The sequence below is a fragment of the Syntrophorhabdales bacterium genome, assembly GCA_035541455.1.
In the GTDB taxonomy this organism is placed as follows: Bacteria; Desulfobacterota; Syntrophorhabdia; order Syntrophorhabdales; family WCHB1-27; genus JADGQN01.
Genome location: DATKNH010000106.1, coordinates 1 through 23,129, shown reverse-complemented (window position 1 = coordinate 23,129; position 23,129 = coordinate 1). Strand labels below are relative to the sequence as shown.

The 23,129-nt window shown below is 52.8% G+C and carries 22 protein-coding genes and 1 riboswitch; of the genes, 12 read left to right on the top strand and 10 right to left on the bottom strand.

What is annotated here, in order from left to right; genetic code table 11:
• Positions 1-553: 553 nt before the first annotated feature.
• Together VMT71_10965 and VMT71_10960 are read right to left on the bottom strand one after the other, a co-directional pair.
• A complete protein-coding gene (locus tag VMT71_10965) occupies positions 554-811 on the bottom strand; it encodes a helix-turn-helix domain-containing protein (protein HVN24482.1) in 258 nt (85 codons plus the stop codon).
• Positions 801-1,271: a hypothetical protein gene (locus VMT71_10960; protein HVN24481.1), complete on the bottom strand. Its 471-nt coding sequence runs from the start codon at positions 1,269-1,271 to the stop codon at positions 801-803. The genes VMT71_10965 and VMT71_10960 overlap by 11 nt, the downstream gene beginning before the upstream one ends.
• A 1,029-nt stretch (positions 1,272-2,300) precedes the next feature.
• On the opposite strand from VMT71_10960, the gene VMT71_10955 reads away from it, so the two are divergent.
• From VMT71_10955 to VMT71_10915, 9 genes are all read left to right on the top strand, one after another.
• Entirely contained in the window at positions 2,301-2,825 is a 525-nt protein-coding gene (locus VMT71_10955; protein ID HVN24480.1) for a Fic family protein, read from the top strand.
• Between the two features lie 260 nt (positions 2,826-3,085).
• A complete protein-coding gene (locus VMT71_10950; GenBank protein ID HVN24479.1) occupies positions 3,086-3,409 on the top strand; it encodes a transposase in 324 nt (107 codons plus the stop codon).
• 191 nt (positions 3,410-3,600) lie between these two features.
• Positions 3,601-4,581 carry a tripartite tricarboxylate transporter substrate binding protein gene (locus tag VMT71_10945; protein HVN24478.1) on the top strand — a complete coding sequence of 327 codons (981 nt, stop codon included), beginning with the start codon at positions 3,601-3,603 and terminating at the stop codon, positions 4,579-4,581.
• Between the two features lie 559 nt (positions 4,582-5,140).
• Positions 5,141-6,853 (top strand): FAD-binding protein, encoded by a 1,713-nt coding sequence (locus tag VMT71_10940; GenBank protein HVN24477.1) that lies wholly within the window; start codon positions 5,141-5,143, stop codon positions 6,851-6,853.
• Between the two features lie 43 nt (positions 6,854-6,896).
• Entirely contained in the window at positions 6,897-7,883 is a 987-nt protein-coding gene (locus VMT71_10935; protein HVN24476.1) for a tripartite tricarboxylate transporter substrate binding protein, read from the top strand.
• A gap of 53 nt (positions 7,884-7,936) precedes the next feature.
• Positions 7,937-8,416 carry a tripartite tricarboxylate transporter TctB family protein gene (locus VMT71_10930; GenBank protein HVN24475.1) on the top strand — a complete coding sequence of 160 codons (480 nt, stop codon included), beginning with the start codon at positions 7,937-7,939 and terminating at the stop codon, positions 8,414-8,416.
• A 10-nt stretch (positions 8,417-8,426) separates the two neighbouring features.
• Positions 8,427-9,926, top strand: coding sequence for a tripartite tricarboxylate transporter permease (locus VMT71_10925; GenBank protein ID HVN24474.1), 1,500 nt, complete (start codon positions 8,427-8,429; stop codon positions 9,924-9,926).
• 70 nt (positions 9,927-9,996) lie between these two features.
• Positions 9,997-11,664, top strand: a complete 1,668-nt coding sequence (locus VMT71_10920; GenBank protein HVN24473.1) for a CocE/NonD family hydrolase — start codon at positions 9,997-9,999, stop codon at positions 11,662-11,664.
• Between the two features lie 230 nt (positions 11,665-11,894).
• A complete protein-coding gene (locus tag VMT71_10915; GenBank protein HVN24472.1) occupies positions 11,895-12,959 on the top strand; it encodes a TRAP transporter substrate-binding protein in 1,065 nt (354 codons plus the stop codon).
• Between the two features lie 76 nt (positions 12,960-13,035).
• Here the strand turns inward: VMT71_10915 and VMT71_10910 are convergent, their stop codons facing one another.
• Positions 13,036-13,653 carry a flavin reductase family protein gene (locus tag VMT71_10910; GenBank protein ID HVN24471.1) on the bottom strand — a complete coding sequence of 206 codons (618 nt, stop codon included), beginning with the start codon at positions 13,651-13,653 and terminating at the stop codon, positions 13,036-13,038.
• A 103-nt stretch (positions 13,654-13,756) separates the two neighbouring features.
• Positions 13,757-13,978 (bottom strand): hypothetical protein, encoded by a 222-nt coding sequence (locus VMT71_10905; protein ID HVN24470.1) that lies wholly within the window; start codon positions 13,976-13,978, stop codon positions 13,757-13,759.
• Between the two features lie 225 nt (positions 13,979-14,203).
• On the opposite strand from VMT71_10905, the gene VMT71_10900 reads away from it, so the two are divergent.
• Positions 14,204-14,848, top strand: a complete 645-nt coding sequence (locus VMT71_10900) for a hypothetical protein (protein HVN24469.1) — start codon at positions 14,204-14,206, stop codon at positions 14,846-14,848.
• Positions 14,849-14,939: 91 nt separating this feature from the next.
• Here the strand turns inward: VMT71_10900 and VMT71_10895 are convergent, their stop codons facing one another.
• The 5 genes from VMT71_10895 to VMT71_10875 form a co-directional block, all read right to left on the bottom strand.
• Positions 14,940-15,347: a pentapeptide repeat-containing protein gene (locus tag VMT71_10895; protein ID HVN24468.1), complete on the bottom strand. Its 408-nt coding sequence runs from the start codon at positions 15,345-15,347 to the stop codon at positions 14,940-14,942.
• Positions 15,347-15,628, bottom strand: coding sequence for a hypothetical protein (locus tag VMT71_10890; protein ID HVN24467.1), 282 nt, complete (start codon positions 15,626-15,628; stop codon positions 15,347-15,349). Before VMT71_10890 ends, VMT71_10895 begins: the two co-directional genes overlap by 1 nt.
• Before the next feature lie 180 nt (positions 15,629-15,808).
• The gene (locus VMT71_10885) at positions 15,809-16,144 is read right to left on the bottom strand and encodes a hypothetical protein (GenBank protein HVN24466.1); all 336 of its coding nucleotides are present in this window, start codon (positions 16,142-16,144) and stop codon (positions 15,809-15,811) included.
• Positions 16,145-16,309: 165 nt separating this feature from the next.
• Positions 16,310-16,729, bottom strand: a complete 420-nt coding sequence (locus VMT71_10880) for a response regulator (protein HVN24465.1) — start codon at positions 16,727-16,729, stop codon at positions 16,310-16,312.
• A gap of 167 nt (positions 16,730-16,896) precedes the next feature.
• Positions 16,897-16,982: riboswitch (cyclic di-GMP riboswitch) on the bottom strand.
• Between the two features lie 457 nt (positions 16,983-17,439).
• Positions 17,440-17,925, bottom strand: coding sequence for a hypothetical protein (locus tag VMT71_10875; protein HVN24464.1), 486 nt, complete (start codon positions 17,923-17,925; stop codon positions 17,440-17,442).
• 203 nt (positions 17,926-18,128) lie between these two features.
• Here VMT71_10875 and VMT71_10870 point away from each other — a divergent pair, with 203 nt between their 5' ends.
• Together VMT71_10870 and VMT71_10865 are read left to right on the top strand one after the other, a co-directional pair.
• Positions 18,129-19,424, top strand: coding sequence for an MFS transporter (locus VMT71_10870; protein ID HVN24463.1), 1,296 nt, complete (start codon positions 18,129-18,131; stop codon positions 19,422-19,424).
• Between the two features lie 62 nt (positions 19,425-19,486).
• Complete coding sequence (locus tag VMT71_10865; protein ID HVN24462.1) at positions 19,487-21,010, top strand: bifunctional UDP-sugar hydrolase/5'-nucleotidase; 1,524 nt, start codon at positions 19,487-19,489, stop codon at positions 21,008-21,010.
• Between the two features lie 21 nt (positions 21,011-21,031).
• Here the strand turns inward: VMT71_10865 and VMT71_10860 are convergent, their stop codons facing one another.
• Entirely contained in the window at positions 21,032-23,005 is a 1,974-nt protein-coding gene (locus VMT71_10860; GenBank protein HVN24461.1) for an FAD-dependent oxidoreductase, read from the bottom strand.
• Positions 23,006-23,129 lie beyond the last annotated feature (124 nt).

The following is a 23,129-nucleotide window of genomic DNA, read 5'->3' as shown; positions in this document are numbered from 1 at the left end:
GGGGGCCGCGACCTGAGCCGCCGGCAGGTTGCCCGCCGACAACGCGGCAAAAACGACACCAAGCATTAGACATAAGAAAACTCGTTTCATGGTACCCTCCTTGGTTTTTTCCCGTCCCCACGTGAGTCCCAGCAAAGCAGGTGCCACAAGCGTGGCTCATGGACGGGAGTATCCCAAGTCATCGATTATAGAACAGCTTTGTAGAACCAGCAGGCCACACCCTGCTTTTGCAGAGGATACTGGAGTTATCATACCTGTAAAGAGACTCGACACGATGCAATGTAAAATAAGGTTCAGTTGCATTAATAGAAATAAAGCTTGATTAAGGTTGATTAACTGAGGATCGTTAAGTTCCCCGACATGTCCCGTGCACAACGCACCCTGAGGCCACATAAAGAATGGATAACACCACGTACTTGTCCCTACTCTCCCTGATTTGGATTGCAACTTGAACCGACACTGGCACTGGCAACGAAATAGATAAATTCTAGCGTGATGGATGCACGCGGTCTTTGCGCGAACGTGTGGTGTGGGTAACACTCATGAAAAGGTTTCAGCGGGTTCCAGGTTTGCTTCTGATAATCTCTTGCGCGGGCATCTTGCCAGCCACTCCGGGAATCTGGCCGATTTCGTTATCGTGGATAAATCTCTCTAGCTCTTCACGTCTCACGCAGACTTTCCGTGCTGACAGCTTTACCACTGAAATCTTTCCCTGTTTAGCCCACTTCCACATGGTCACATGGGAGATACCCAAAATCCGTCTGACTTCCTTCAGGGGCAAGAGTTGCGGTATCATGTCGCTAAAGGACACTCTGCTTTCTCCCTTTGTCGCGCGTCCGAGGCGATGGTACACCTTCATGCCGAGCGAAGCCTTCCGGCATTGTACAGCGAACTATCCGTAGGCTCTCGTCGTTGAGGAACTCCGAGAGGATGTCACACAATCTTTTGACTATTGCCTCCTCTGCGGCATCGATGTTGTTCACACCCCCAAACTCGGCACAGAGCATACCCAGGGTGGCGCCCTCTGCGTCGTACCAGCCCTTGGCATCGATCTCCCGGGTTAAGAAAGAGAGCACGGACGCAACTTTTCCGGCCGTTCCGGCTGAGGCACACCCCGAGACGTTCAGAAGGACCAGCAGGAAAGACTTCCTGGTTCTCGAGGCCCTTCTCAGTTCCCGGTCGATGAGCTCGTGAAACTCCGCCTCAGGGTATATGGGGACGCCTGTCTGTAGTTGTGTGTCTACCACTCCACAAGACTGTTTTCCCTGCAAAAAGGATCTCATCCACACACTCGATCGGTCTTACGCGCGTGTTCTCGGCTCGCGTCCGCCTCAACACGAGGCTCCGGACTAGGAGACACGGGCTTGGTTGAGGCTGGCACGAGCCTCGTACCGGTGGCTCTCTTCAGTAGGAGATAGAGATTGTCGGTTACAGTGAAGGCCGCATCTTCGCAGCCCAAACTCGGTAAAAACTTCTTTCTGCGCACAGCGCTGAACAAACGCACGATCATCCCTTACACAAAAGTCTGTGGCCGAAAAACATGCTTGTCAAGGGTAAACGCCACTCCCTTATTGCCGAGTAAACCGTCATTTCCATCATCTTCTCTTCTTTCCCTCTCCTGAGGTTAAGACACATTTCATACTTGAGGATCTTGTTATGTTCATCTGCAACAAGAAAAACAATAACGCACAGACCCACGGTGTCGTGAAATCAATTGTTTTCACGAGCGACCCCGGTACCACGCCGATAACGGTGGGAACAGCCGCGACACTCGGGTTCCGACCCATTTCTTTGAGGACGGGAGGACCGAACCGAGCCAGATGTCAGTCGATATCTCGACGCCCCGTATCCAGGAGATGAACGCGGCGCACCAGGCGTGCGTCACGCTCTGCAACAGTTCCGGAGTCTGTCCCCAAAACCCCTTCTCTCAGGTGCCCATAGAAGCGGAGAAGGATTGCACGGGATATGCCCTCTTCTCCCGTGAGATCCCCCTTCTGTGCAGGCCGTCATGCTGCGCGACCCGAGCCCTCTTTCGCCGTGAAGCGCCTGCGTTGTCGTATCCAACCACTCACCATTGCCATGTAAAATTTTGGACGAAGAGGAGGGATAGTGATGTGCTCTATTGCAGCTTGCTATATTCCAGTTCATGATTGAACTGGACGAGGAAATGACACTATATATCCTCCTTATCGGCAGCTATGCATTCCAGCAAGCAATCCAAGGAGGGGTCATGAGAGGTCCACGGCGAAGGATGATGAGAATGCCAAAAGAGTGTACGTTATTAGTAACCGTAGACATAGGTGTGGGAAGTAACAATCCACCCTTTCAGAGACGGCAATGGCAGGGTTTCACGTCTGCTGCTTCTTCTCCAGTGCTACCATCTCGGCTACGAGGTAGGAAGATATATTAGCCTTGAACGACTCATCGAGGAGAGTAAGGAACGGTACTATGAAACCCTGGAGCAAAGCTCCGTTTGGTGGCATGAGGGAAAGAATGATGCGTGGCCCTATATCAACTATGTCCTTTACACCGTGAAAAACGCCTGCCGCGAATTTGAGGCGCGGCTTGGTGATACAAAAAGCCCTCGGGGCGCGAAGACAGAACTGATCATCGCAGCAATCAATCGTTGCGCTGATCAGTTTACGCTGAGCGATCTGGAGCGCGTCACTCCGGGTATCAGTCGAGACATGTTGCGCAAAGTCCTCAAGGACCTTCAAAGAGATAGGCGGATCGAATGCCTGGGACGGGGGCCTGGGGCACCGTGGAGAAAGAGGGTAATAAAAAAGAAAGAGGGTAAAAGAGAGGGTAACAGAGACTTTGGTTGAATCGTCGCCATCAGTAAAGAGGATGCGACAAATGCCGTTCGGTGGATGCCTGTTAACCCCTGAATAGATTCATTATCGGCTTGGCGATCAGCATTATCGCTCGTAATGTCTGATCGAATTGAGAAGATGACCGTCCTCACTTCCAGCTTACTATACGGAAGTTGGACTGAGGATGAGGGAGAAAAAGCATGGACAAGTACTCTCTGTTAAGGACATGTTTAAGGTGCGAACCGAAACATCTTAACAGGAGGATAACGCCCATGCTTAAGAAGCAGTATAGCAGACAGGTCCAGAAACGCAAGAGGATCGGGAACCGTACCCTGGTGATCGGCATGGACATTGGCAGCGCGTTCAACGCGGCCTGTTTCATGGACAAGGAAGGAAACGTACTGGGGCGCTACCCGAAGATCTACAATTCGCGGAAGGGGTTCAACTTCTTTCACGCAATGGTCGAACAGACAAAACGGAAACACAAGCTCACGCGTGTGTTCATCGGCATGGAGCCCACCGGCCACTACTGGCGGAAGATCGCCTTTTTCGCCAAGCAAGGTTGCATTCTTATTCCCCTACTAATGAACTACTGATCTCGAGTCACAACAGCCACCATTGCTGTGGGAAAGGGGTACTCCAGCATCTCGGATACGAGTGCCACGCCGAATGATGACGGAAATCTGTCGGTCGACGAGGGAACGCTTCTCGAAGCGTTTTGCATTTACATCCTCTACCATTCTGTTACAATGAACCTTAGAGTCGCCGTTTACTAAGGGGAGGTGCAATGATGAGAGGAAGCATCGTCTTACTATGTGCAACGATTCTGGGCATGGGAGCCTTTTTGCCGGGGATGGCCCTTTCGCTGGACTATCCAACAAAACCGGTTGAGCTTGTCGTACCCTATACGGCGGGCAGTTCACTCGATGTAGTTAGCCGCCTCATTGCTGAAATAGCACCCACGTATATGCCGCAGCCTATAGTTGTAGTTAATAAACCGGGCGCGGGAGGAAGCCTGGCTGCCGCAGAAGTCATCCAGGCAAAGCCGGATGGCTACAAGCTGAACATTCAGGGCAACATGTTCTTTGCGACAACCGTAAAGACCCAGAAAGTCCCCTTCAACCCGGATGATCTGGTCCCCATCGCCAATTTCATGGAATGGAGACTGGGGTTGATTGTCAGGCAGGATTCCCCATGGAAGACCTTGGGCGATCTGCTCGCCTATGCGAAGAAAAACCCCGGCGAGCTGAAGTGGTCTCATCTGGGCAGGGGAATTCCGCCCACTATCATTCTCATGAGCGTGTTCAAGAAGGCCGGCGTCCAAACAATTGACGTGCCGTACAAGGGCAACCCTGAAGCCTTTGCAGCTCTGCTCGGCCGCCATGTTGATGCATGCAGCATGGGTATGGCGGTTATCAAAGATCAGGCAAAGGCCGGCAATGTCCGTTACCTGGTATTCTATTCAGACCATAGATATAGCGACGAACCGAACGTGCCATGCCTGCAGGAACTCGGGTTCAGCGAGGCCGCAAAACTTATGACCTTCGGGGCTATATGGGTTCACAAGAATACGCCGGAGGCCATAAAGAGCTACCTTTTTAACGTCTGCAAGAAAATCTATGATGATCCGCGGTTCAAGAAACTCCCCGATATGGGCGGCGAGGACCCCCGCTGGGGCGGACCGGACTTCGTAAAGCAAAAAGTCAAGGATATGGAAGAGGCGGGTATCCCTGTTTTGAAGGAACTCGGCCTTTACACGGGCAAGTAAGGACAGCATCGTGTCAGTACCGGCAAGCCCATCGTCCTGATCACTTTAGAAGTTTGTCTAAAGTTTGCAGTCGTACTGTCTCGGGCGCACGAGCAAAGGCTGCCGGTGCTTGAAATGCAGATGACTCTCGTGTTGTAATCTGAAGCTACGCGAGGAGAATAGTTGTGGCGATTGAGAAATTAGACAAAAAACGGTGCACCGGATGCGGGATCTGTTTTTCTGCTTGTCCGCAGGATGTGTTCCGCATGGACGGCAAGATCAATAAGGCGGTGATTACGTACCCCGAGGACTGCGTAGCATGTTGGAGCTGCGAAATGTTCTGCCCGGCTCGCTGCATCAAGGTGTCTGAATCCCGGCCATTGAAATTACCTTCACCGTACTGAGAGAACGGGGTCACGGGACATGGGTCAAGGGTCAGGCGAAAACCGGATCGCTTCCGCCTTGTGACTGGGCGCAAGAGGCATCACAAGATTTCGTGACTTTTTGCTAAAAGCTGACTGTTGACCGCCGACAGCTCACAGGCTGATTTGGTGATTCGCCAGTCTTGAGGAGAAACAAAGTGGCACCGCTTGATAAAATTGGTGATGTGATGAACACCGATGTCCTTGTCATAGGCGGGGGCATAAGCGGCCTGTTAGCGGCCATCAAAGCGAAGGCAACTGCGAAAGATGTCCTGGTCGTAGATAAAGGCGGCATAGGATGGTCAGGCCAGGTACCTCTTTCGGGAGGCGATTGCGCCCTCGTTACACCTCAAGAAGCGGAAGATTACTTCACATGGCTTGTCCGGGTAGGTAATTTCCTGAACAATCAGGAGTGGACGAGCGCCTTTGCGCAGAATATGTATGCGTGCATCAGAGAAGCTGCAAAAATGGGGCTTCCCTTCTGGATGTCTGACGGAGAGATCATTACGGTTCCTTTTCACAAGAAATACCGGGCTACGCATTTTTCGCCGGTAAAACTTATGATCAAACTGAAGCAAAGTGCCACCAGGAAACAAATCAGGACTCTCGATAAAATATTTATCTCTGATTTGATTAAGAAGGACAGCAGGGCAATCGGTGCCATAGGCTTCGGCCTGGTAGATGGCAAGACATATATCATCAAAGCTCGATCTGTGGTCATCGCAAATGGTTCATGCCGCTACTACGCTCAGAGGCACTTCTCGGTGAACACGGGCGAAGGTGTGGCAATGGCGTATCGCGCCGGGGCTCATTTGATGAATGCAGAGTTTGCCAACACCTACACCTTTGGATTCAGAGGCGACATCAGGCGGCGCACCCCACTCTATCTCTTTTTTGAGAATGCACCGGGTGAGCGGTTCGTTGAGCGATACTACCCGGAAGTTAAGACGGGCGTGAAGGCAGGACAGGAATTCCTCGACTTTTATCGGATAGCCGATGCCATGACCAGGGAGGTGGAGGCTGGCAGAGGGCCTATTTATATAAACTTCAGAAAGCTCACCGAAGAAGAAAGAGCTGTCGCGCTTCAAAGCGAGACACTTCCGGCGCGGTTCCAGCCTGCCGGCAGGGGAGATCTGCTGAAGGCGATACGGGAAAAGCTCGGATTAGATCCTGACAAGGAACGCATCGAGGTAGAACTTCAGTTCGTCGGCGGCCAGGGTCCCATAAAAATAGACCTGGAGTGCAGAACAACAGTGGATGGCCTCTGGGCCGTGGGAGACGCGGGTTCTCTGGGATCGGGTTTTACCGGCGCCCGGGCATCCGGTACTTTCGGTGGATTCAGTATAGCCTTTGCCACGGTAAGCGGACTCAAGGGCGGCGAAAGCGTTGGGAAGTATGCTGCGGCTGCTGAGCCGGTAGAAATTGACACGAACGAAGTACAAAGGTTGAAAGAAAAGATGCTCAGGCCCCTAGGACGTCACGGCGGCGGCAACGTCAACGACGTAATCTACCGCATTCACGAGGCAATGATACCCGTGAAATACAATCTCCACAGGGAGGATGGGCGCTTACGGGAGGCACTGCGCAAGGTGGATACGGCGAGGGAGAGCCTGCGCGAGGTCGGAGCTGCAGATTTTCATCACTTGTGCCGCTACCACCAGGCTGAAAGCATGGCCCTGGCTGCAGGTTGGACGCTGAGCGCTGCCTTGATGCGCCAGGAAACCCGCGGCACACAGCACCGCCAGGATTATCCGGACAGAGACGACAAGAACTGGCTGAAATGGATCCTGATCAAGGAAGAAGAGGGCAGATCGAAATTCTTCACAGAGCCTGTGCCTCTTGAGAAATATCCACTCAAGCCTCAGACATGAGTGACTTCACCATGGAACTAAACAGAAACCGGGAGGGAGAACAATGCATAAACAGACTCGTTGCATGCTGAAACTATTTTTTGTGATGATGCTCCTGGTCATGTCCCTGTGGGCTGCGGAATCTCTTGCAGCAGATGCCTATCCGACTCAGCCTATTACAATGGTCTGTGGTTGGGCTGCCGGCAGTATGCATGACACACTGATACGGGTACTCTCGAGGGCTGCAGAAAAAGAATTGGGTCAGCCCATCGTGAACGAGAACAAGCCAGGCGCTGGCGGTGTAATCGCAAAATCCTACGTTCTTAAAGCGAAACCCGATGGCTACACGCTAGGTACCACGGTTACGGCGACCTATATCGTGCAGCCGCAGATACGAAAGGTGCCTTACGATCCATTCAAGGACGTCGTGGACATCATGACGTACGGCGAGTACAACAACGGGATCGTTGTTCGTAGCAATTCACCATGGAACACCTGGGAGGATGTGATCGCGTATGCGAAGGCAAATCCCGGTAAATTCACCTATGGTCACCCGGGTTATGGCATGATGCCGCATATCACGATGGAACACATTGCCATGGTTGAAGGTATAAAATGGCAGCAGGTCCCTTTCAAAAATGGGCCGGAAGCAGTGAACGCGTGCCTTGGCGGGCACATTGATTCAGCCACTGCCGGCTCTTCCGATCTCATCCCGTTGGTCAAGGCAGGAAAAATGAAAATGCTGATCATCATAAGCGGTAATCACTGGTCAGCAACGCCGAAGGTTCCGACGATAGTTGATAAGGGCCACGATTTCTACCTGCTTTCCTACATGGGTATTTACGGCCCGAAAGGCCTGCCGGACCCGATCCGCGACAAGCTGGACAAGGTGTTCAAGAATGCTATGAAGGATCGCACGTTTCAAGACATGCTCAAACAGTACACTATCGACGAAGCCTACATGAGCGGCAAGGACTATGCTGAGAAGTGGAAGAAACTGTACGCCCCTATGGGCAAGCTGGTCAATCAGCTCGGGCTGGTCGAGAAATAGGTTTCCAGAACTACGCGGTAGCCGATAAACCTCTGGCGTGACAGGTGCCATAGATGAAAAAGTTGCTCCTCGCAGATGGACTGCTCTGGGTCCTCCTCGGCATAGGAATGTGCCTTGGATCGATCCAATTGAAACTGGGAACTTTCCATACCCCGGGCGCCGGATTCCTGCCCTTCTTTGCGGGAGCGTCGCTAGCGCTGTTCGGTCTGATCCTCGTGTGCTCCACTCTTATTTCTCAGGCAAAAGAAGGGGAGGCTGCGAGAGATTTGGGACGTCTGACGAAACGCCGCTGGAAACGCTTCCTCAATCCGTCGCTGACGGTGGCAATTCTGGTCGGCTATATCCTACTGCTTGAGCCTCTCGGATTTCTGCTCACTACCTTTGTCTGTCTCTTGCTCTTATTCAAGCTGGCCGAACCGAAAAAGTGGCTTACACCCTTACTCTTGTCGGGTAGCACCGCAATACTGAGCTACCTTCTCTTTTCGGTGTGGCTGCAATGCCAGCTTCCTAAAGGCCTGCTGAAATTCTGGTGAGGTGATTTGGGTGTCCGGCTTCTTTGACAATCTTGCGATGGGTTGCCACGTAGCCTTAAGCATCGGTAACCTAGCTTACTGCTTCCTCGGAGTATTAATCGGAACGCTCATCGGGGTGCTGCCGGGAATCGGTCCTGTGGGAACCATATCTCTTCTTCTCCCTGTGACGTTCGGGATCAGCCCCACTTCTGCCATTATCATGCTGGCCGGAATTTATTACGGAGCACAATACGGTGGCTCCACTACCTCCATTCTGGTGAATATTCCCGGGGAGGCGACGTCGGTCATTACCTGCCTTGACGGCTACCAGATGGCTCGCCACGGGAGAGCGGGCCCGGCCCTCGGCATAGCTGCATTCGGCTCTTTTATCGCCGGGACCATCGGTACGATAATCGTGATGCTCGTCGCAGTTCCTTTATCGGCCGTTGCGCTTAAGTTCGGTCCACCCGAATATTTTTCCCTCATCATTCTGTCGCTTGCCATACTGAGCTATCTCGCCCATGGCTCGCTCGTCAAAGCAGTCATCATGGCAATACTAGGCGTCAGCTTGAGCCAGATAGGCATTGATGGTGTCACGGGACGCACGCGATTCACGTTCGGTATACTGGACCTTCAGGACGGACTGGGCCTGGTGCCTGTTGTCATGGGCCTCTTTGGTGTGGCCGAGGTCCTGGAGAATCTCGAAGAGTCACTAAACATCGATGTATTTAAAACGAAAATCAAGAATCTTCTCCCCAACCTCAGAGATTGGGCTGAGTCGATCGGTGCGATCATCAGGGGATCGTTTCTCGGCTTTTTTTTAGGCATACTGCCCGGGGGCGGCGCAATCATGTCGACCTTTGTCTCGTATGCCCTGGAAAAGAAACTTTCCAAGCATCCGGAGAAGTTTGGCACCGGTGTGATCGCGGGCGTGGCAGGGCCTGAATCGGCCAACAACGCCGCAAGCTCCGGGGCATTTATACCTCTCTTCACCTTAGGCTTTCCTTCGAACGCCATCACGGCTCTTCTTCTTGGCGCGCTCATGATCCACGGCGTACAGCCAGGACCAACGCTTATAGAGAAACACCCGGACATTTTCTGGGGCACTATCATCAGCATGTACATTGGAAATATATTGCTCGTGGTCTTGAATCTTCCATTGATCGGGCTCTGGGTACGAATATTGAAAGTCCCTTACAAGATTCTCTTCCCCTTACTGCTCCTCCTCTGCATTATCGGTTCTTACAGCACCAATAACAGCAAGTTTGACGTGCTGATCATGCTCATCTTCGGCGTCATAGGGTATTCCTTCAGAAAATTCGACTACGAGCTTGCTCCACTGGTAATAGCCTTTGTGCTGGGGCCGATACTGGAGACCTCCCTGCGACAATCACTCCTCATATCGAAAGGAAGTATTTCAATATTCTTTATGCGACCGATCTCGGTGGCGTGTTTGATTATAGGCGCGGCAGTCTTGCTGTTGCCCGTAGCACTGCGACAGAGCAGGAGGCTGAGGGAAAAGATTACCTGATTACGGTGAGCAGTGAGCCGTAAGCAGTAGATACAAAGAGTGCACAAATTCTGGAGAAAGGTGAATAAACATGGCTGAAGACTGGATGGACAAAGTTTCCAAACCACAATATCGGGTGAAAGCGGAGAAAGATGTATTCATAACTGCCAGGGACGGTGTGCGGTTGGCTGCTGACGTCTATCGTCCGCATGCAGACGGGAAATTCCCAGCCCTCTTTTCAGTTTCGCCCTACGGAAAAGATGTTCAAAAGTTCAAGTCGCCGAGAGGGCCATTGAGCCCGGTCCGCGGCAATGGCGGCCAGGAAGCCGGCGACACTGAATTTTTTGTCTCGCGAGGATACGTGCACGTGATTGTTGACTCCCGCGGTTCAGGGAATTCGGAAGGGGAATACCCGTTCTACGGATTGCAGGAACATGAGGATGGCTACGACGTGATCGAATGGATCGCAGCGCAGCCCTGGTGCGATGGGAACGTGGGAATGCTGGGAATGTCCTATTTCGGGATTATACAGTTTCTCATTGCGGGACAGAACCCTCCTCACCTGAAGGCCATATTTCCTTACGAAGCGTCTACCGACAGGTATCGTCACCAGTTTTACCATGGCGGCATAATGAATATGTTTTACATGCAGTGGTGGGGACACGTGGCCGTGGGCGCAGGATTGCCGCGGTCCTTGCGAGAACAACCGGAAGAGATGAATAACGTGGTGAAGGAACTGATGCGGAAAGAGGAGGTTCAGATTTATGTGCCGCTGCATGATGCGTTAAAGTACCCTGAAAAAAATCCGCCCCTTTTCGAAGGTCTAGTCCACCCTCTTGACGGTCCCTATCACTGGGAAGTCTCGCCATACACGAAGTTCGACCGCATCAACATCCCCACGTATATTGTCTGCCGCTGGAGCGGATGGCCCATCCATCTCCCCGGAGCTTTTGCCGCGTTCAACGGGATCAATACGACAAAGAAACTGATGATTAACGAGACCGAATATACAAGCGGGCCGATTCGTCCCTGGACCGACGACCACGACGTAATACTGCGTTGGTACGATCACTGGCTGAAGGGAAACGATACCGGGATCATGGACGAGCCCCCCATAAAGCTCTTCATCAAAGGGAAGAACGAGTGGCGCTACGAGCATGAGTGGCCGCTGGCGCGCACTCAATGGACAAAGCTCCACTTACGGGAGGACGGAGTATTAAGCGAAGAGCCTCCGAGGAAGGACGAAGGTGCTGACGCGTTTGTGAACAAGCCCTACCCGCTTCCCCGCGATGTGATCCCCGGAATCAGGTACAGCACGCCACCTTTCAAGAAAGATACTGAGGTGACGGGACCCATGGCGCTCTATCTGTCGGCCGCGCTCGATCAGGCTGATGCCACATGGATCGTTACCCTCAACGACATGGGGCCTGACGGTTCAAGCCAGCTGGTAACCAAGGGCTGGCTCAGGGCTTCGCACAGGGCGCTCGACGATAAGAAGTCGAAGCCTTACCAACCGTATCATCCGCATACCGTGAGTGTCCCGGTGGAGTTGGGGAAGATTTACGAATATGCAATTGAGATTCGTGAGGCGTCAAATGTGTTTAAGGAGGGGCACAAGATTGAGCTCGTTATCAAAGGTCAGGACACCCATTGGGAGGACCCGATCTGGTTTCACCTTTGCAATCTCAAAGAAACGACGCATACCGTATATCACACCACAGAGCACCAGTCATACCTGTTGCTCCCGGTGATACCTTAGGGAGAGAGTCGAAAACCAAACCTCGATTTAGGGGCTGCAAATACCTTTTGCAGGAGTGCACGAAAGAGTCTTCTGTGAGGGAATTCATAAGCAGAATCCTTGACGAGAGTTACAATCGTTGCTACAGTCTACAAAGTCATGAGTTGAATATGAATTGTTCACAGGAGGACAGAAACAGGAGCAAGTGTAAGGCCGGATAGTTTGTGCTACCAAAAAAAGGGGGGTGCAACATGAGGAAGAGAGCTTTGTTGGTAGCGGCTACCTTTCTGTTCGTTCTTTTCACGTACTCAGTAACAGACGCAGCACAACCTATCAAGCTTAAGTTTGCCAATTTCTTCCCTCCCACACATAAGCATTCGACGCTTTTTGAAAAATTCTGCGAGGACATCAAGAGCCGGACCGGCGGGCGGGTAGAGGTCTCCTATTATCCCGGGGGCACGCTCTTGACCGCTCCGAAAGTGGCTGCTGGCGTGGCAACCGGCATAGCCGATATCGGCCTCTCCAACTGCGGCTATACCAGGGGACGTTTTCCTGTTATGGAGATAATGGAATTACCACTCGGGTACCCCAGCAGTTATATAGGCACGTATGCGGCAACCGATTTCTATGAAAAGTTCAAACCGAAAGAGTGGGACGCTTACCATCCCCTCATGTTCGTCACGGGTGCACCGGTCATCATAATGACTGTCAACAAGCCAGTGCGGACTCTCGAGGATCTGAAAGGCCTGAAGATAAGAGGCACAGGAAGAGTCGGGGATCTCCTTAAAGGGCTTGGCGCTACGCCCGTCCCGATTGAGATGGCGGATATGTACGAGTCACTCAGGAGAGGCATGCTCGATGGCACCTTCACTGCTGCAGAAGCGATCAAGGGGTGGAAATTGGGTGAATTGGTGAAGTACGCAACGACCTGCTGGCAGGTCGGCACCTCTTACACATTCTATGTCGCTATGAATAAAGATAAATGGAACGCCCTGCCGGCCGATATCAAGAAGATCTTCGATGAGACCTCGAAAGATTACAGGTACAAATTTGCACTTCAGTGGAACGACGTGGATATTGAAGGCATAGAAGTCCTCAAGAGTCAGGGCGGTCAGACGATTACGCTTTCAGATACTGAGGCTGTAAAATGGGTGAATGCGGCGCAGCCGGTGATTACGGAGTTCAAGAAGGACTTCGTGTCCAAGGGAGTCAAGGAGCCGGAGGTTGATAGCTGGCTGGCCTTCCTGAAGGAGCGCATCGAGTACTGGAAGGCCCAGGAAAAGGCCCAGAAGATACCGACGGCATATCAGTATTAGCGCGCATCCATCTTTTATCAGTCTGCGCCGCCTTTTGCGCTGTGGCTGCGGATCACAAACGGGAAAGGCGAACTTTTCAGGACAGTTTGGGTCTCTCCATTTCAAACCTGTCGCTCGTCCGGCAATAGAACTGCGCTCCTCCCAGCCGTCCGACATGTTTCAGTTTTGAGACGTCGATGTGCGTACCGGTACAGAGTTCGTCCCGGATATGAAATCGCACCACCTCACCGATAACAAGAGAATGGCCTTCCGGCTCCTCACCGAATTCAAGAACCTGCCGTAGCTCGCATTCGAGGTTCAGAGGTGATTCAGCAACGCGCGGGGATTTGACGATATCACTCCGTACCGGTGTCAATCGTACCTCTGCAAACTCGTCCTCCTCCGGGGCATATTCGGCAGAGGTCTGGTTCATGGCCTCCGCCAGACTTTCATCGACGATGTTGACTACAAAATCTCTTGAACTCTCTATATTTCTGATGGTGTCCTTTTTTTGGCCGCCCTTTTTCCGTCCAATAGCGATACAAACCATCGGAGGCTTCACTGATACCGCTGTGAAGAAACTGAATGGCGCAAGGTTATACACACCGTGAGCGTCCACCGTGGAAACCCAGGCAATCGGTCTCGGCATGATAAAAGCAGTGATGAGGTCATGCATATCGTGTCGGGTTTTCACTGCTGCGGGATCAATAGTCATTCGTTGACACCTCCGTGGAATGTAGTATGATGTGGCGGCTGAAGCAGGGTCGCGGTGGAATGAAAGATATCAGGTGCAAGCCGAGGCAGGTGCTTTTTTACCCTTATATCCCCAGGGTTAAGAATATCTGCCATTGATCAAGAATCACGCCGCTGTGCAGACCGATCCATTCCTCTCCGTTTTTCTCAAGCAGCGCTTCTACGAGCTCGGCAAGGCTCTCAAGCTGTCGTTCATCACCGGGGATGCTGCCAACGGGAACGCCCAGGAGAGACGCGGCCTCCTTGATTCTCGACTTTGTTTTAGGTAGTTCATCCGGGTGGCCCATACTGATGATCCTCCCATCTATACCTCGCTTGCATAAGAATCAATTGTAGCAGGATGAGAGAAGTAGTCAAGAAAATTGTTTCTAAGGAGAAACAAGGAACGGGAACGCCTCTTGTTGACATCCATTATAAAGGGTATACTTTGTAAACGAGATGGATTTGAAGGTGGCTACCAGACCCTTACCAACCTAATTCTGTGAGGATATACCCTGCAGGAGGCAACTGTTATGAATAACCTGACTACCACATCAGCCGGCGTTTTAACAAAAACGATAATTGTCACCCTATTTCTTTTAGTAGCAGCTTTATGTATTGTGCCTGTTAGCGCAGATGCTCAAAGCGCGGAACAGCCGGTTGCGCAGTGCACAGCGGCCCAACAGGCAGCGCAAAATGCAGCGCAACAAGCAGTTGCTCAGTGTACAACGTCCCAACAACTAGCTCAGCAAGCAGCGGCTCAGCAAGCGCCTCAAAGCGCAGCACAGGAGGCGTCGGCTCAATGCCAGGCAGCCCTCAAGGCAGCTCAAGGCGCAGCACAAGACGCATCGGCTCAATGTGTAGCTGCTCAGGAAGCAGCGCAGAAAGCAGCAACGGAACAGGCAGCAGCACAGTACCTGCTGCTTCAACAAGCGGCGGCTCAACAGTTAGCAATTCAGCAGGCAGCAGCACAGAAGGCAGCAGCACAGCAGCTGGCAATTCAGCAGGCAGCAGCCCAACAGGCTCTGGCGCAGCAGCTGGCAGCGCAACAAGCAGCAGCGCAAGAGCTCTCAGCGCAACAAGCTGCTGCTGCGCGGACAATTAACAATGAGGTGAACACGGGTGGGCTCCCTCAGGCGCCACCCCCCACAATGCCTCCCGTACGCTCCCCGCAGTGACAGACGCTTAAAGCGGAAAACGGGAACCTTGCGCTATTGTATAGATCCGTTTGAGTGAGTGAAATTTTCGGGAAAGCTTTTGCTTCTTGATCTACTTCTTGCACCACCCGGAAGAAGGCTTCAGGCAGGATGATCCATCAACCCAGGTGGCGCCGGAGAGATCCATGTACATAAGGTTCGATCGACCTAACTTGGCACGAAAGAGGTTAGCTCCCGCCAGACTTGTACTGATCAGGACAGCATTGGATAAATTAGCCCCCTCCAGATTTGCGCCTGCCAGGTATGAATCGGTCAGGTTTGCTCCCGATAGATTGGCTCCTGCGAGATCTGCACCGCCCAATTTCATGTGGATGAGCACTGCTCCTGAAAGGTCACAATCGACGCAGCTGCCCGTTTTCATCAGTCGTTGAAGGTCCTCGGAATTGAACGCGTAAGAGGTCTCAAAACAGACGATCACCGAGGAAACAAGGATTAACGCAAACAGGATAATATTCTTCATCACGTCACCATCAGGTAATCATCTGCTAAGGGGGGATACTGATCCACCGGCACCGGGTTAGCCTTGCTAAATCTGGGTCCTCTCCATGCTTTTCCATCACTGTCAATGAACACCACTTCTCCCAGGTCATTTTCCATGACTGCAAGACTTCGTGGCACTTCGGTCCAATACTGGAGCGTCGAACCTTTGTGTTTCCATCGTGCCATGGTACGTCTCTGCTCGGACGTGCCGTAAGGGCTTAGCCCGCTGGCTTGCGATTCGTTTGGTTTGTCCTTGTTCATGGGTGCTCCTTTATTCTAACGATCATAGAGTAAAAGGCAAGCTGAGCCTGCGCTCATCAACTTCACAACTCCACTCCACCCAGTAAAACTGCTGATATTACCGTACCTACGAGGACGGCAAGTATAAAGACCAGCCCCGCCAACACTACATAGAAGACGCGTCTCATGATTTCCCTCTCGTCACTTAAGCGCTCGTGATTTACCCGTCAGATATACACGGTCCAGCTCGCAGCCCTCTCCCTCACACAAGCACCTGTCCCACCTCTTGGGATCAGTTCGGTAATTCGCCTGCTTCTGCCTGAAGCTCATGTGCGCCCACTCATCACAGTCATTTGCCTTTTGCTCGTTCACTGATTCCCGAGCATCCTCTTCGTGGCGAAACATCTCGCTCTGACCACTCGCCGCTATGCGAGCAGTACCCTGTACCTGACGTCTTTCTCTGACCCAGTTCACCACGACGGACAGGGAGACGATAAACACCACAATAATCAGTGATATGGGTATCCTTTTTGGCATAACTCCGTACGTCCTATGGAGTATAGCCAAAGAGTAGCTATACGTGAATCAAATAGCAATAAGTCAAGCGGATATTTCTGATGGGTCGAAGGATTTAACCCTGTCGGCTATGCCACGGTGAGTCGTATGATTCGCAGGATTACGCCCGCTGCTCAAAGATGATTGCTACAGCTCATGCACAACAGGGGGCCACGCACGCGGTGCCGATTCAGCCCTCGGCTGATTGAGAGCTTTCTTGATGGCTGCAAGAAGCTCCTGCTCGTTTATGGGCTTCAAGACTGGTCCGAATGATCCGGTATCCACGGCTCCCCGCGTTCTTAGTTGATCTGAGTTGGCGGTGACGTAGATCACCGGACAGCGGGATTGCGCCCTGATTGCTTCCGCGGCCTGGATGCCGTTCATGGGCCCTTTTAGCTGAATATCCATCAGAATAACATCGGGACCATGGGCCAGAGCGCTTGCGATGGCATCCTTGCCGGAAGCGACAGGCCCGATCGGCTCATACCCGAATTGGTAAACCATATGACGGATGCCTTCACCTGTAATGTATTCGTCCTCCACGATCAGTATACGCTCGTACCCCATTGCAACCTCCTCATACTGTGACTTGCGACAGGAGTAGTACGCTGATGCGTCAATGAAGGAATCGATCTTGTAACGTGATTGCCGCATCTCTCGAATCCTGTCTTTCGCGTGCGCCGGAGAGATGCAAGGACCGCTGCCGTGGAATGGTGAAGCATGCCTCTGCATCACCCGGCAGCCCTGCGACCGTATCCCTTTCGGACTTAGGCCAGTGGCTTTGCGTCCCATCCTTTAGGATGGTTTGCCCTTATCAGGTATTTCATTATCGTTTCCAATGCAAACAAACTTAACGGGTCAAACGGCTATGCCCCATTAACGAAGGCGAACTATCGCATATGGCGGAACCTGCCGGATCACTGTTTCCCTCGCTGCCCCGCTCCGAGCGGTTGGAAGCGTGCTGATACCAAGCTCAATTTCGATGGATATCGAGGCGCCGAGGAGGAGTGGACCGACGGCGTACTATGAAGTACGTCGAGGTATCACGACGACGAAGGGAACGAAGATAGGCGCAAAATTCAGCCCACCTTCAGGCGAAGAATTCGTGCGAACACTTAGGGCAACTGAAGCACCCCCTACTACCCTTCGCTACCTTCATCGCTATAAAACAGTTGGGACACCAGAGGAAATCTGTTGCGGGCACGTCCTCACGTGCATCCCTTGAGCTCTCCTCGCTCAGGCCATGGCCGGCTACCAGCTTCAGGCTATTGAAATAATCACCCAGCTCCGTGTAATACGTGCTCATTACAGGCTTGAGACGGAGCGCCGAGTGGTAGTCCCGGACCGCCCGCTCGTAGTCGCCATGTGGGATTGAGTTGTGTCGCGATACTGTACGCATCTATCGCTTCCTCGTAGTAGGCCGATTCTGTCATGCGACGGCCAACATCTACCCAGTCGGAAGCGCCCAAACCGCCTACCTTGGGTTGCAGGCTATATATTGCGGAGGAAACAATAAATCCGAGGATCCCGTACACAAGCAGTGCACCTATATTCGGTCGCACGCTTTCCCTGGAGATAATTGAAAGTCCATAGCGGGTTGATTCGAAGGTCGGGGCTGCAATTATTGACTTGAGCCCGACAAAAGAGGCAACGCCGTTGATCTTACCGCTGTTACCGCCACCGTAATCTATGAGGCAGAGTGCGCTTATCACTATGAGATACAAAATAAGGAGAACAGCTATCCTTTTCTGTAACCGGGACATCTCACCCTCTCTGCTACCCGCAAGTATAACGAGAATGAAAAAGTGTGTCAATTTTTTGATTGCGCTCCTCCGCCTGCAAAAAACAATTGTGTAAAGCTCGGAAATTGTGAAGAATATAGAAGTCCAAACAGCGCCACAGGTCGGAACGTGCGGCACTGCCTGAGCTCACTTCGCCCTATCGAAGGGGTCAAGGAGGAACTTCATTGGCGGAAAAGCGTTTTGCGTCCCTCCCTTTTTTTTACGGCTGGATTATCGTTCTGCTCGGTCTTCTCGGTATGGCTGCATGGACAGGAATCCGCACCACGTTTGCGGTCTTTTATGCGGCCCTGCTTGACGAGTTCGGATGGAGCCGCGGCGCTGCGGCCGGCGTTCAGTCGGTTTCCTACATCATCTACCTGATATTGGCGCCTATCACGGGAGGTCTTATCGACAGATTCGGACCGCGGCGCGTTATACTTCCCGGAATAGCCATCATGTGCGGCGGGCTCGTTCTTTGCCGCTCTATCGGGACTCTTTTCCAGTTCTACCTCTTCTTCGGGATTATAGTTGCCACTGGCGTCACTGCGGTCAGCATCGCCGCATACTCACCTCTCCTGGCCCACTGGTTCGAAAAGAAGCGAGGGGTCGCTGTGGGTTTTGCCGTATCAGGAATGGGACTGGGGACATTCCTGCTGGTGCCGCTGACGCAATATTTTATTTCTCTGTGGGGCTGGAGGACGTCCTTCGTGGCCCTGTCATCTCTCTTCTTCATCGTTCTCTTTCCTTCGATGCTCATTTTTCTCCGACATAGACCTGCAGATCTCGGCCTCTTTCCTGACGGATCGGTTGTCGGGCAGCCCCCAAAGAAACGAACCGTACAGGTTGTAGACCCAGTCTGGGCTGCTACCGACTGGACGGTCAAACGGATATTCAAGACCGGCCGTTACTGGGCGGTGCTTGTATTCGCCTTCCTGAGCATCACGCCTGTGTATCTCATGGTCACTCACTCGGTGAGGTTTCTCATCGACAAAGGCATCGAACGCATGGCCGCAGCCTTTTTCCTGGCGATAGTCGGCGTCGTGTCATTGATCGCCAGAATATTCTGGGGTTGGCTTTCCGATCGTATAGGACGGGAACCGACGTTCACAGCAGGCGCGATTGTTCTTACGATGGCATCATGCTCTCTTATTCTGCTCGACTCAACAGGCACCAGGAATCTCGCCTATGTCTTCAGCCTTCTGCTCGGAATCGGGTGGGGCTGCACCGCCCCGATGTTCATCTCAGTAGCAGCCGATCTTTTTCAGGGCAAACGCTTCGGCCTGATCTACGGCATACTGGAAGGAGTCATCGGTGCCGGGTGCGCATTCGGAGCCTGGTTTGGCGGCTTTATTTATGACAGGACCCACAGCTACCAACTGGCATTTCTCCTCTGTGCTGTTTTCGCGTTTGCATCAAGTATCATAGTCTGGCTGGCGGCACCGAGGAAAGTGAGAAAGATGGTGAAGGTAACGACAACTTAAGGGCACGGGTACTGACTTAAAAACAGGTTATGCGCAATGGTGCGATATTTTCAGGAGGTACGATGAAGAAGAGATCATGCAACCTGCTGTTAGCCATTCTTGTGATCGTCACGATCACCACAGGCGGTTTGTGTGCCGCCCCTGCTACGAAGATCCTGACGATACTTCATGTGAATGACTATCACGGCAGGGTAAATCCCTCGATAGACAAAACGATTGATGCGGATAATCCGGTGGGCGGAGCCGCGTATCTCGCCGCAATGATAAAAAGGGAGAGGACCCGGAATCCCGGCGGCACAGTGCTACTGGCTGCGGGTGATATGTTCCAGGGAAGCCCTGTCTCCAACCTTGCGTACGGCGCCCCGGTGATGCACATCATGAACGAGTTGAAGTTCGACGCCATGGCCCTTGGCAACCATGAGTTTGATTGGGGAGTGGGTGTGTTGGAACGACTACGCCGCGAAGCTCACTTTCCCTTTTTGGCTGCAAACATTGTCGATCCCCATGGAAACCTGTTGCCCGGTATGAAGCGGTACGTAATCCTCCGGAAAGGGCAGACAAAAGTAGCGGTCATAGGGGTCACTACTCCGGAGACACGGTACACCACAAAACCGGATAACGTGAAAAACCTGACGTTTTTGAGTCCTGAAAATGTATTGCCCGGACTGATCAATGATGTGAAACAGCGGGGAGCGACGATCATCATTGTGCTCTCGCATCTCGGGCTGGACGCGGATAAGAAAGTTGCCTCAACCGTTCCGGGCATCGATGCCATCGTTGGCGGACACAGCCACACCGTAATCCATAAGCCACTGAAGACGGAGAACGGCACGGTCATCCTGCAGACCGGCGCCTACGGCGTGTATCTCGGCGTGCTGGAACTCATCGTTGATAAGGCGACAAGTAAAGCCGTCGGCTACACCGAGGCGAGCGGCCTCAAAGTTGTGTCTGCCGGAGCGCATGACGCATCAGACAGAAGGGCTGCGCTGATCGCGAAGAAATATAACGACCGGGTCAAGGACAAATTCTCCGCAGTCGTGGGAACAGCATCGGCCGACCTCACAACTACACGAACCGGCGAATCCAATCTGGGCAATCTCGTAGCAGACGCGATGCGAGCAGCCGCAGGATGCCAGATTGCCTTTGAGAATAGCGGCGGTATCAGGGCAAATATTCCTGCCGGAAAAATCACGATGGAGGAAGTGTTCACCGCATTCCCGTTTGACAATGTGCTCATCTCTATGACGCTGACCGGAGAACAGGTGCGCACAGCGCTGGAGCAGGGCGGCACAGGCGATTTCGGTGTCATGCAGGTCTCCGGCATTGCAGTCACCTATGACCTCAAGAGACCGGCAGGCCAGCGTGTAGTGAAAGCGGAAGTTAACGGAAAGCCGCTCGATGCGACTGCATCGTACACAGTGGTCACGAATGATTTCCTGGCTGCGGGTGGCGACAAGATGGCTGCTCTTACTCAAGGAAAGAATATCGCGTACGGGGACACCCTCTTAGATGCCCTGGTAGAGTACCTGAAAGAACATTCTCCCGTCTCTCCTCAAGTGGAAGGAAGAATCAGTTTCGCCCAGTGACAGACCGCTTCCCTCTTCTGTCTATATCGTTATCGCGATCTTAAAAGCTTCCCAGACGGCGTCTTTTATTTTACGTGGTGCAACACAATCGCCGATGACATAGACTTCCTTGATGAACTCACGTACTGCAAGCACCAGATCGTTCACAGGTTGACGCCCGATACAAAGTACCAGAAGATCGGCCTCGCAACGTTCCTCTCCTTGAGGAGTATCGATTAATAGGGCGCTGGTCGCGACCTCTTTCACCCTGCTACCGACGTAAAGCTTCACGCCGTGGTGAGTGAGCAGGTCGAGAAGCATCATTCTGTTCGCCTCGAAAAGATCGGTGGCAACCGCGGCGAGCACTTCCACAAGCGTGACCGACCAACCCTTCTTCGCAAGGTAGAGAGCCGTCTCGCAGCCGACGGATCCGCCTCCTACCACGCAGGCGTTTCTCCCCGGTGGAACTTCATCCCGATACACGTCTTCTGGCGTGGCATAGCGTCCTGTGCTCAAGCCTTTAATGTCAGCTTCGCAGAGAGGACTTGAGCCCGTTGCAATGAAGAGAACATCCGGCTGGTCGGTTGCGAGCATCTCCGGCGTAGCCTCAGTCCGGAGTCTGACCTGTATGTTGTCCAATCTTTCAAGTTGACCTGTCTGAAACATGAACAGGCGTGCAATATCCTTTTTGAAATCAGCCTTACCTGCGATATGAAGAATGCCGCCAAGACGATCGCTCTTTTCATAGAGTGTAACGGAGTGGCCCCTCAGGGCTGCTACCCGGGCAGCCTCCATGCCGGCAATGCCTCCGCCAACAACAGCAACTCTCTTTCGAACCATTGCGGGGCGCAGCTCCAGACGTTCTTCATCCCCGCATTGCGGATTGACCGCGCAGCTCAGGGCCTTTCGGGTCCGCAGCCGTGCAAAGCATTCGTGGCAACCGATACAGGGGCGGATCTCCGTCTCTTCTCCTTTCCGCGCTTTCGAGGCGAAATCCGGGTCAGCAAGCAAAGGCCGTCCTAATGCCACAAAGTCGGCCTTTCCCTCCTCGAGTACGCGGTTGGCAAGATCCGGATAGCCGAGTCGTCCCACGGTGATAACCGGAATATGCACATGCGGCCTGATCATGGCGGCCAGATCAACCATGCACCCCGGCGGCTGATATTCTGGAGGATGCGGCCAGTACCAATTCTCGAAACAACCGGCATCCACGTGAAGAGCTGACACCCCGGCCTTCTCCAATATCCTGGCGATCTCAATCCCTTCAGCAATCTTTCTTCCGCCGTGAATCTTATGCTCCAGCCCGATCCGGTGAATGATGGGAAAATCGGCGCCTGCGTTCTGATGAATTGCCTTGATAATTGAAAGAACGAAGTGCATCCTTCCCATCAGATCGCCGCCGTATTTGTCTGTTCTCTTGTTCCATAAAGCGGTGGTGAATTGATCCATCAGGTAACCTTCGTGGCCGTGAAGCTCGACCCCGTCAAAGCCGCCCTGCTTGGCGATCAATGCAGCTGTGCCGAATGCCTGTACAAGATCATCCACCTCCGTGGTTGCGAGTTCACGGGCCATGATGTTCGGCCTCCAGAAGAGCGGCCCTCCTGATACGGCTGCGAATTGCGCCCCCCTTCGCGCGAGCTGTTCTGCAAGTGTTCCCGGAAAGACCCTGCCCCAACCAGCCGTCAGCTGCACAAATATCCTGGCCCCGAAATCATGCACTCTTTCTGTCAACTGCAGATAGTTGGGTACTCGCCAGGGAGAGTTAAAAATGATGTTGGGGTTCACACCGTCGATCTCCCACGGTTCGTGCGCAGAACTCACCAGGCTCAAACCGGTGATGATGAGGCCCGTCTCGCCCTTTGCGCGCCTTTCGTAATACGTAATCAACCTGTCGGAAAAGGTGCTTCCGTAACCTATATGGGGCCCCATGGTCCCCATCGGCGCCATTACAATGCGATTCTTCAGTTCAACATTACCGATCCGACCGGGATGAAAAAGATAAGGATACTTGTTCAAGTGCCTCTCACTCCGTTTTAATTTTTGTTGTTCGTGCTCTTCGCGTCCCTCGTCCTTCGCCTGGATCCTTGAACCTTGTTCCTTGCGCCTGTCCTTAATACGGTTGCGTCGCCGATTCCTTCAT

Coding starts and splice junctions, on each gene's coding strand:
- VMT71_10950 (HVN24479.1), top strand. CDS start 3,086: ATGCTTAAGAAGCAGTATAGCAGACAGGTCCAGAAACGCAAGAGGATC.
- VMT71_10945 (HVN24478.1), top strand. CDS start 3,601: ATGATGAGAGGAAGCATCGTCTTACTATGTGCAACGATTCTGGGCATG.
- VMT71_10935 (HVN24476.1), top strand. CDS start 6,897: ATGCATAAACAGACTCGTTGCATGCTGAAACTATTTTTTGTGATGATG.
- VMT71_10930 (HVN24475.1), top strand. CDS start 7,937: ATGAAAAAGTTGCTCCTCGCAGATGGACTGCTCTGGGTCCTCCTCGGC.
- VMT71_10920 (HVN24473.1), top strand. CDS start 9,997: ATGGCTGAAGACTGGATGGACAAAGTTTCCAAACCACAATATCGGGTG.
- VMT71_10915 (HVN24472.1), top strand. CDS start 11,895: ATGAGGAAGAGAGCTTTGTTGGTAGCGGCTACCTTTCTGTTCGTTCTT.
- VMT71_10910 (HVN24471.1), bottom strand. CDS start 13,653: ATGACTATTGATCCCGCAGCAGTGAAAACCCGACACGATATGCATGAC.
- VMT71_10905 (HVN24470.1), bottom strand. CDS start 13,978: ATGGGCCACCCGGATGAACTACCTAAAACAAAGTCGAGAATCAAGGAG.
- VMT71_10900 (HVN24469.1), top strand. CDS start 14,204: ATGAATAACCTGACTACCACATCAGCCGGCGTTTTAACAAAAACGATA.
- VMT71_10895 (HVN24468.1), bottom strand. CDS start 15,347: ATGAAGAATATTATCCTGTTTGCGTTAATCCTTGTTTCCTCGGTGATC.
- VMT71_10890 (HVN24467.1), bottom strand. CDS start 15,628: ATGAACAAGGACAAACCAAACGAATCGCAAGCCAGCGGGCTAAGCCCT.
- VMT71_10885 (HVN24466.1), bottom strand. CDS start 16,144: ATGCCAAAAAGGATACCCATATCACTGATTATTGTGGTGTTTATCGTC.
- VMT71_10880 (HVN24465.1), bottom strand. CDS start 16,729: ATGGGGTACGAGCGTATACTGATCGTGGAGGACGAATACATTACAGGT.
- VMT71_10875 (HVN24464.1), bottom strand. CDS start 17,925: ATGTCCCGGTTACAGAAAAGGATAGCTGTTCTCCTTATTTTGTATCTC.
- VMT71_10865 (HVN24462.1), top strand. CDS start 19,487: ATGAAGAAGAGATCATGCAACCTGCTGTTAGCCATTCTTGTGATCGTC.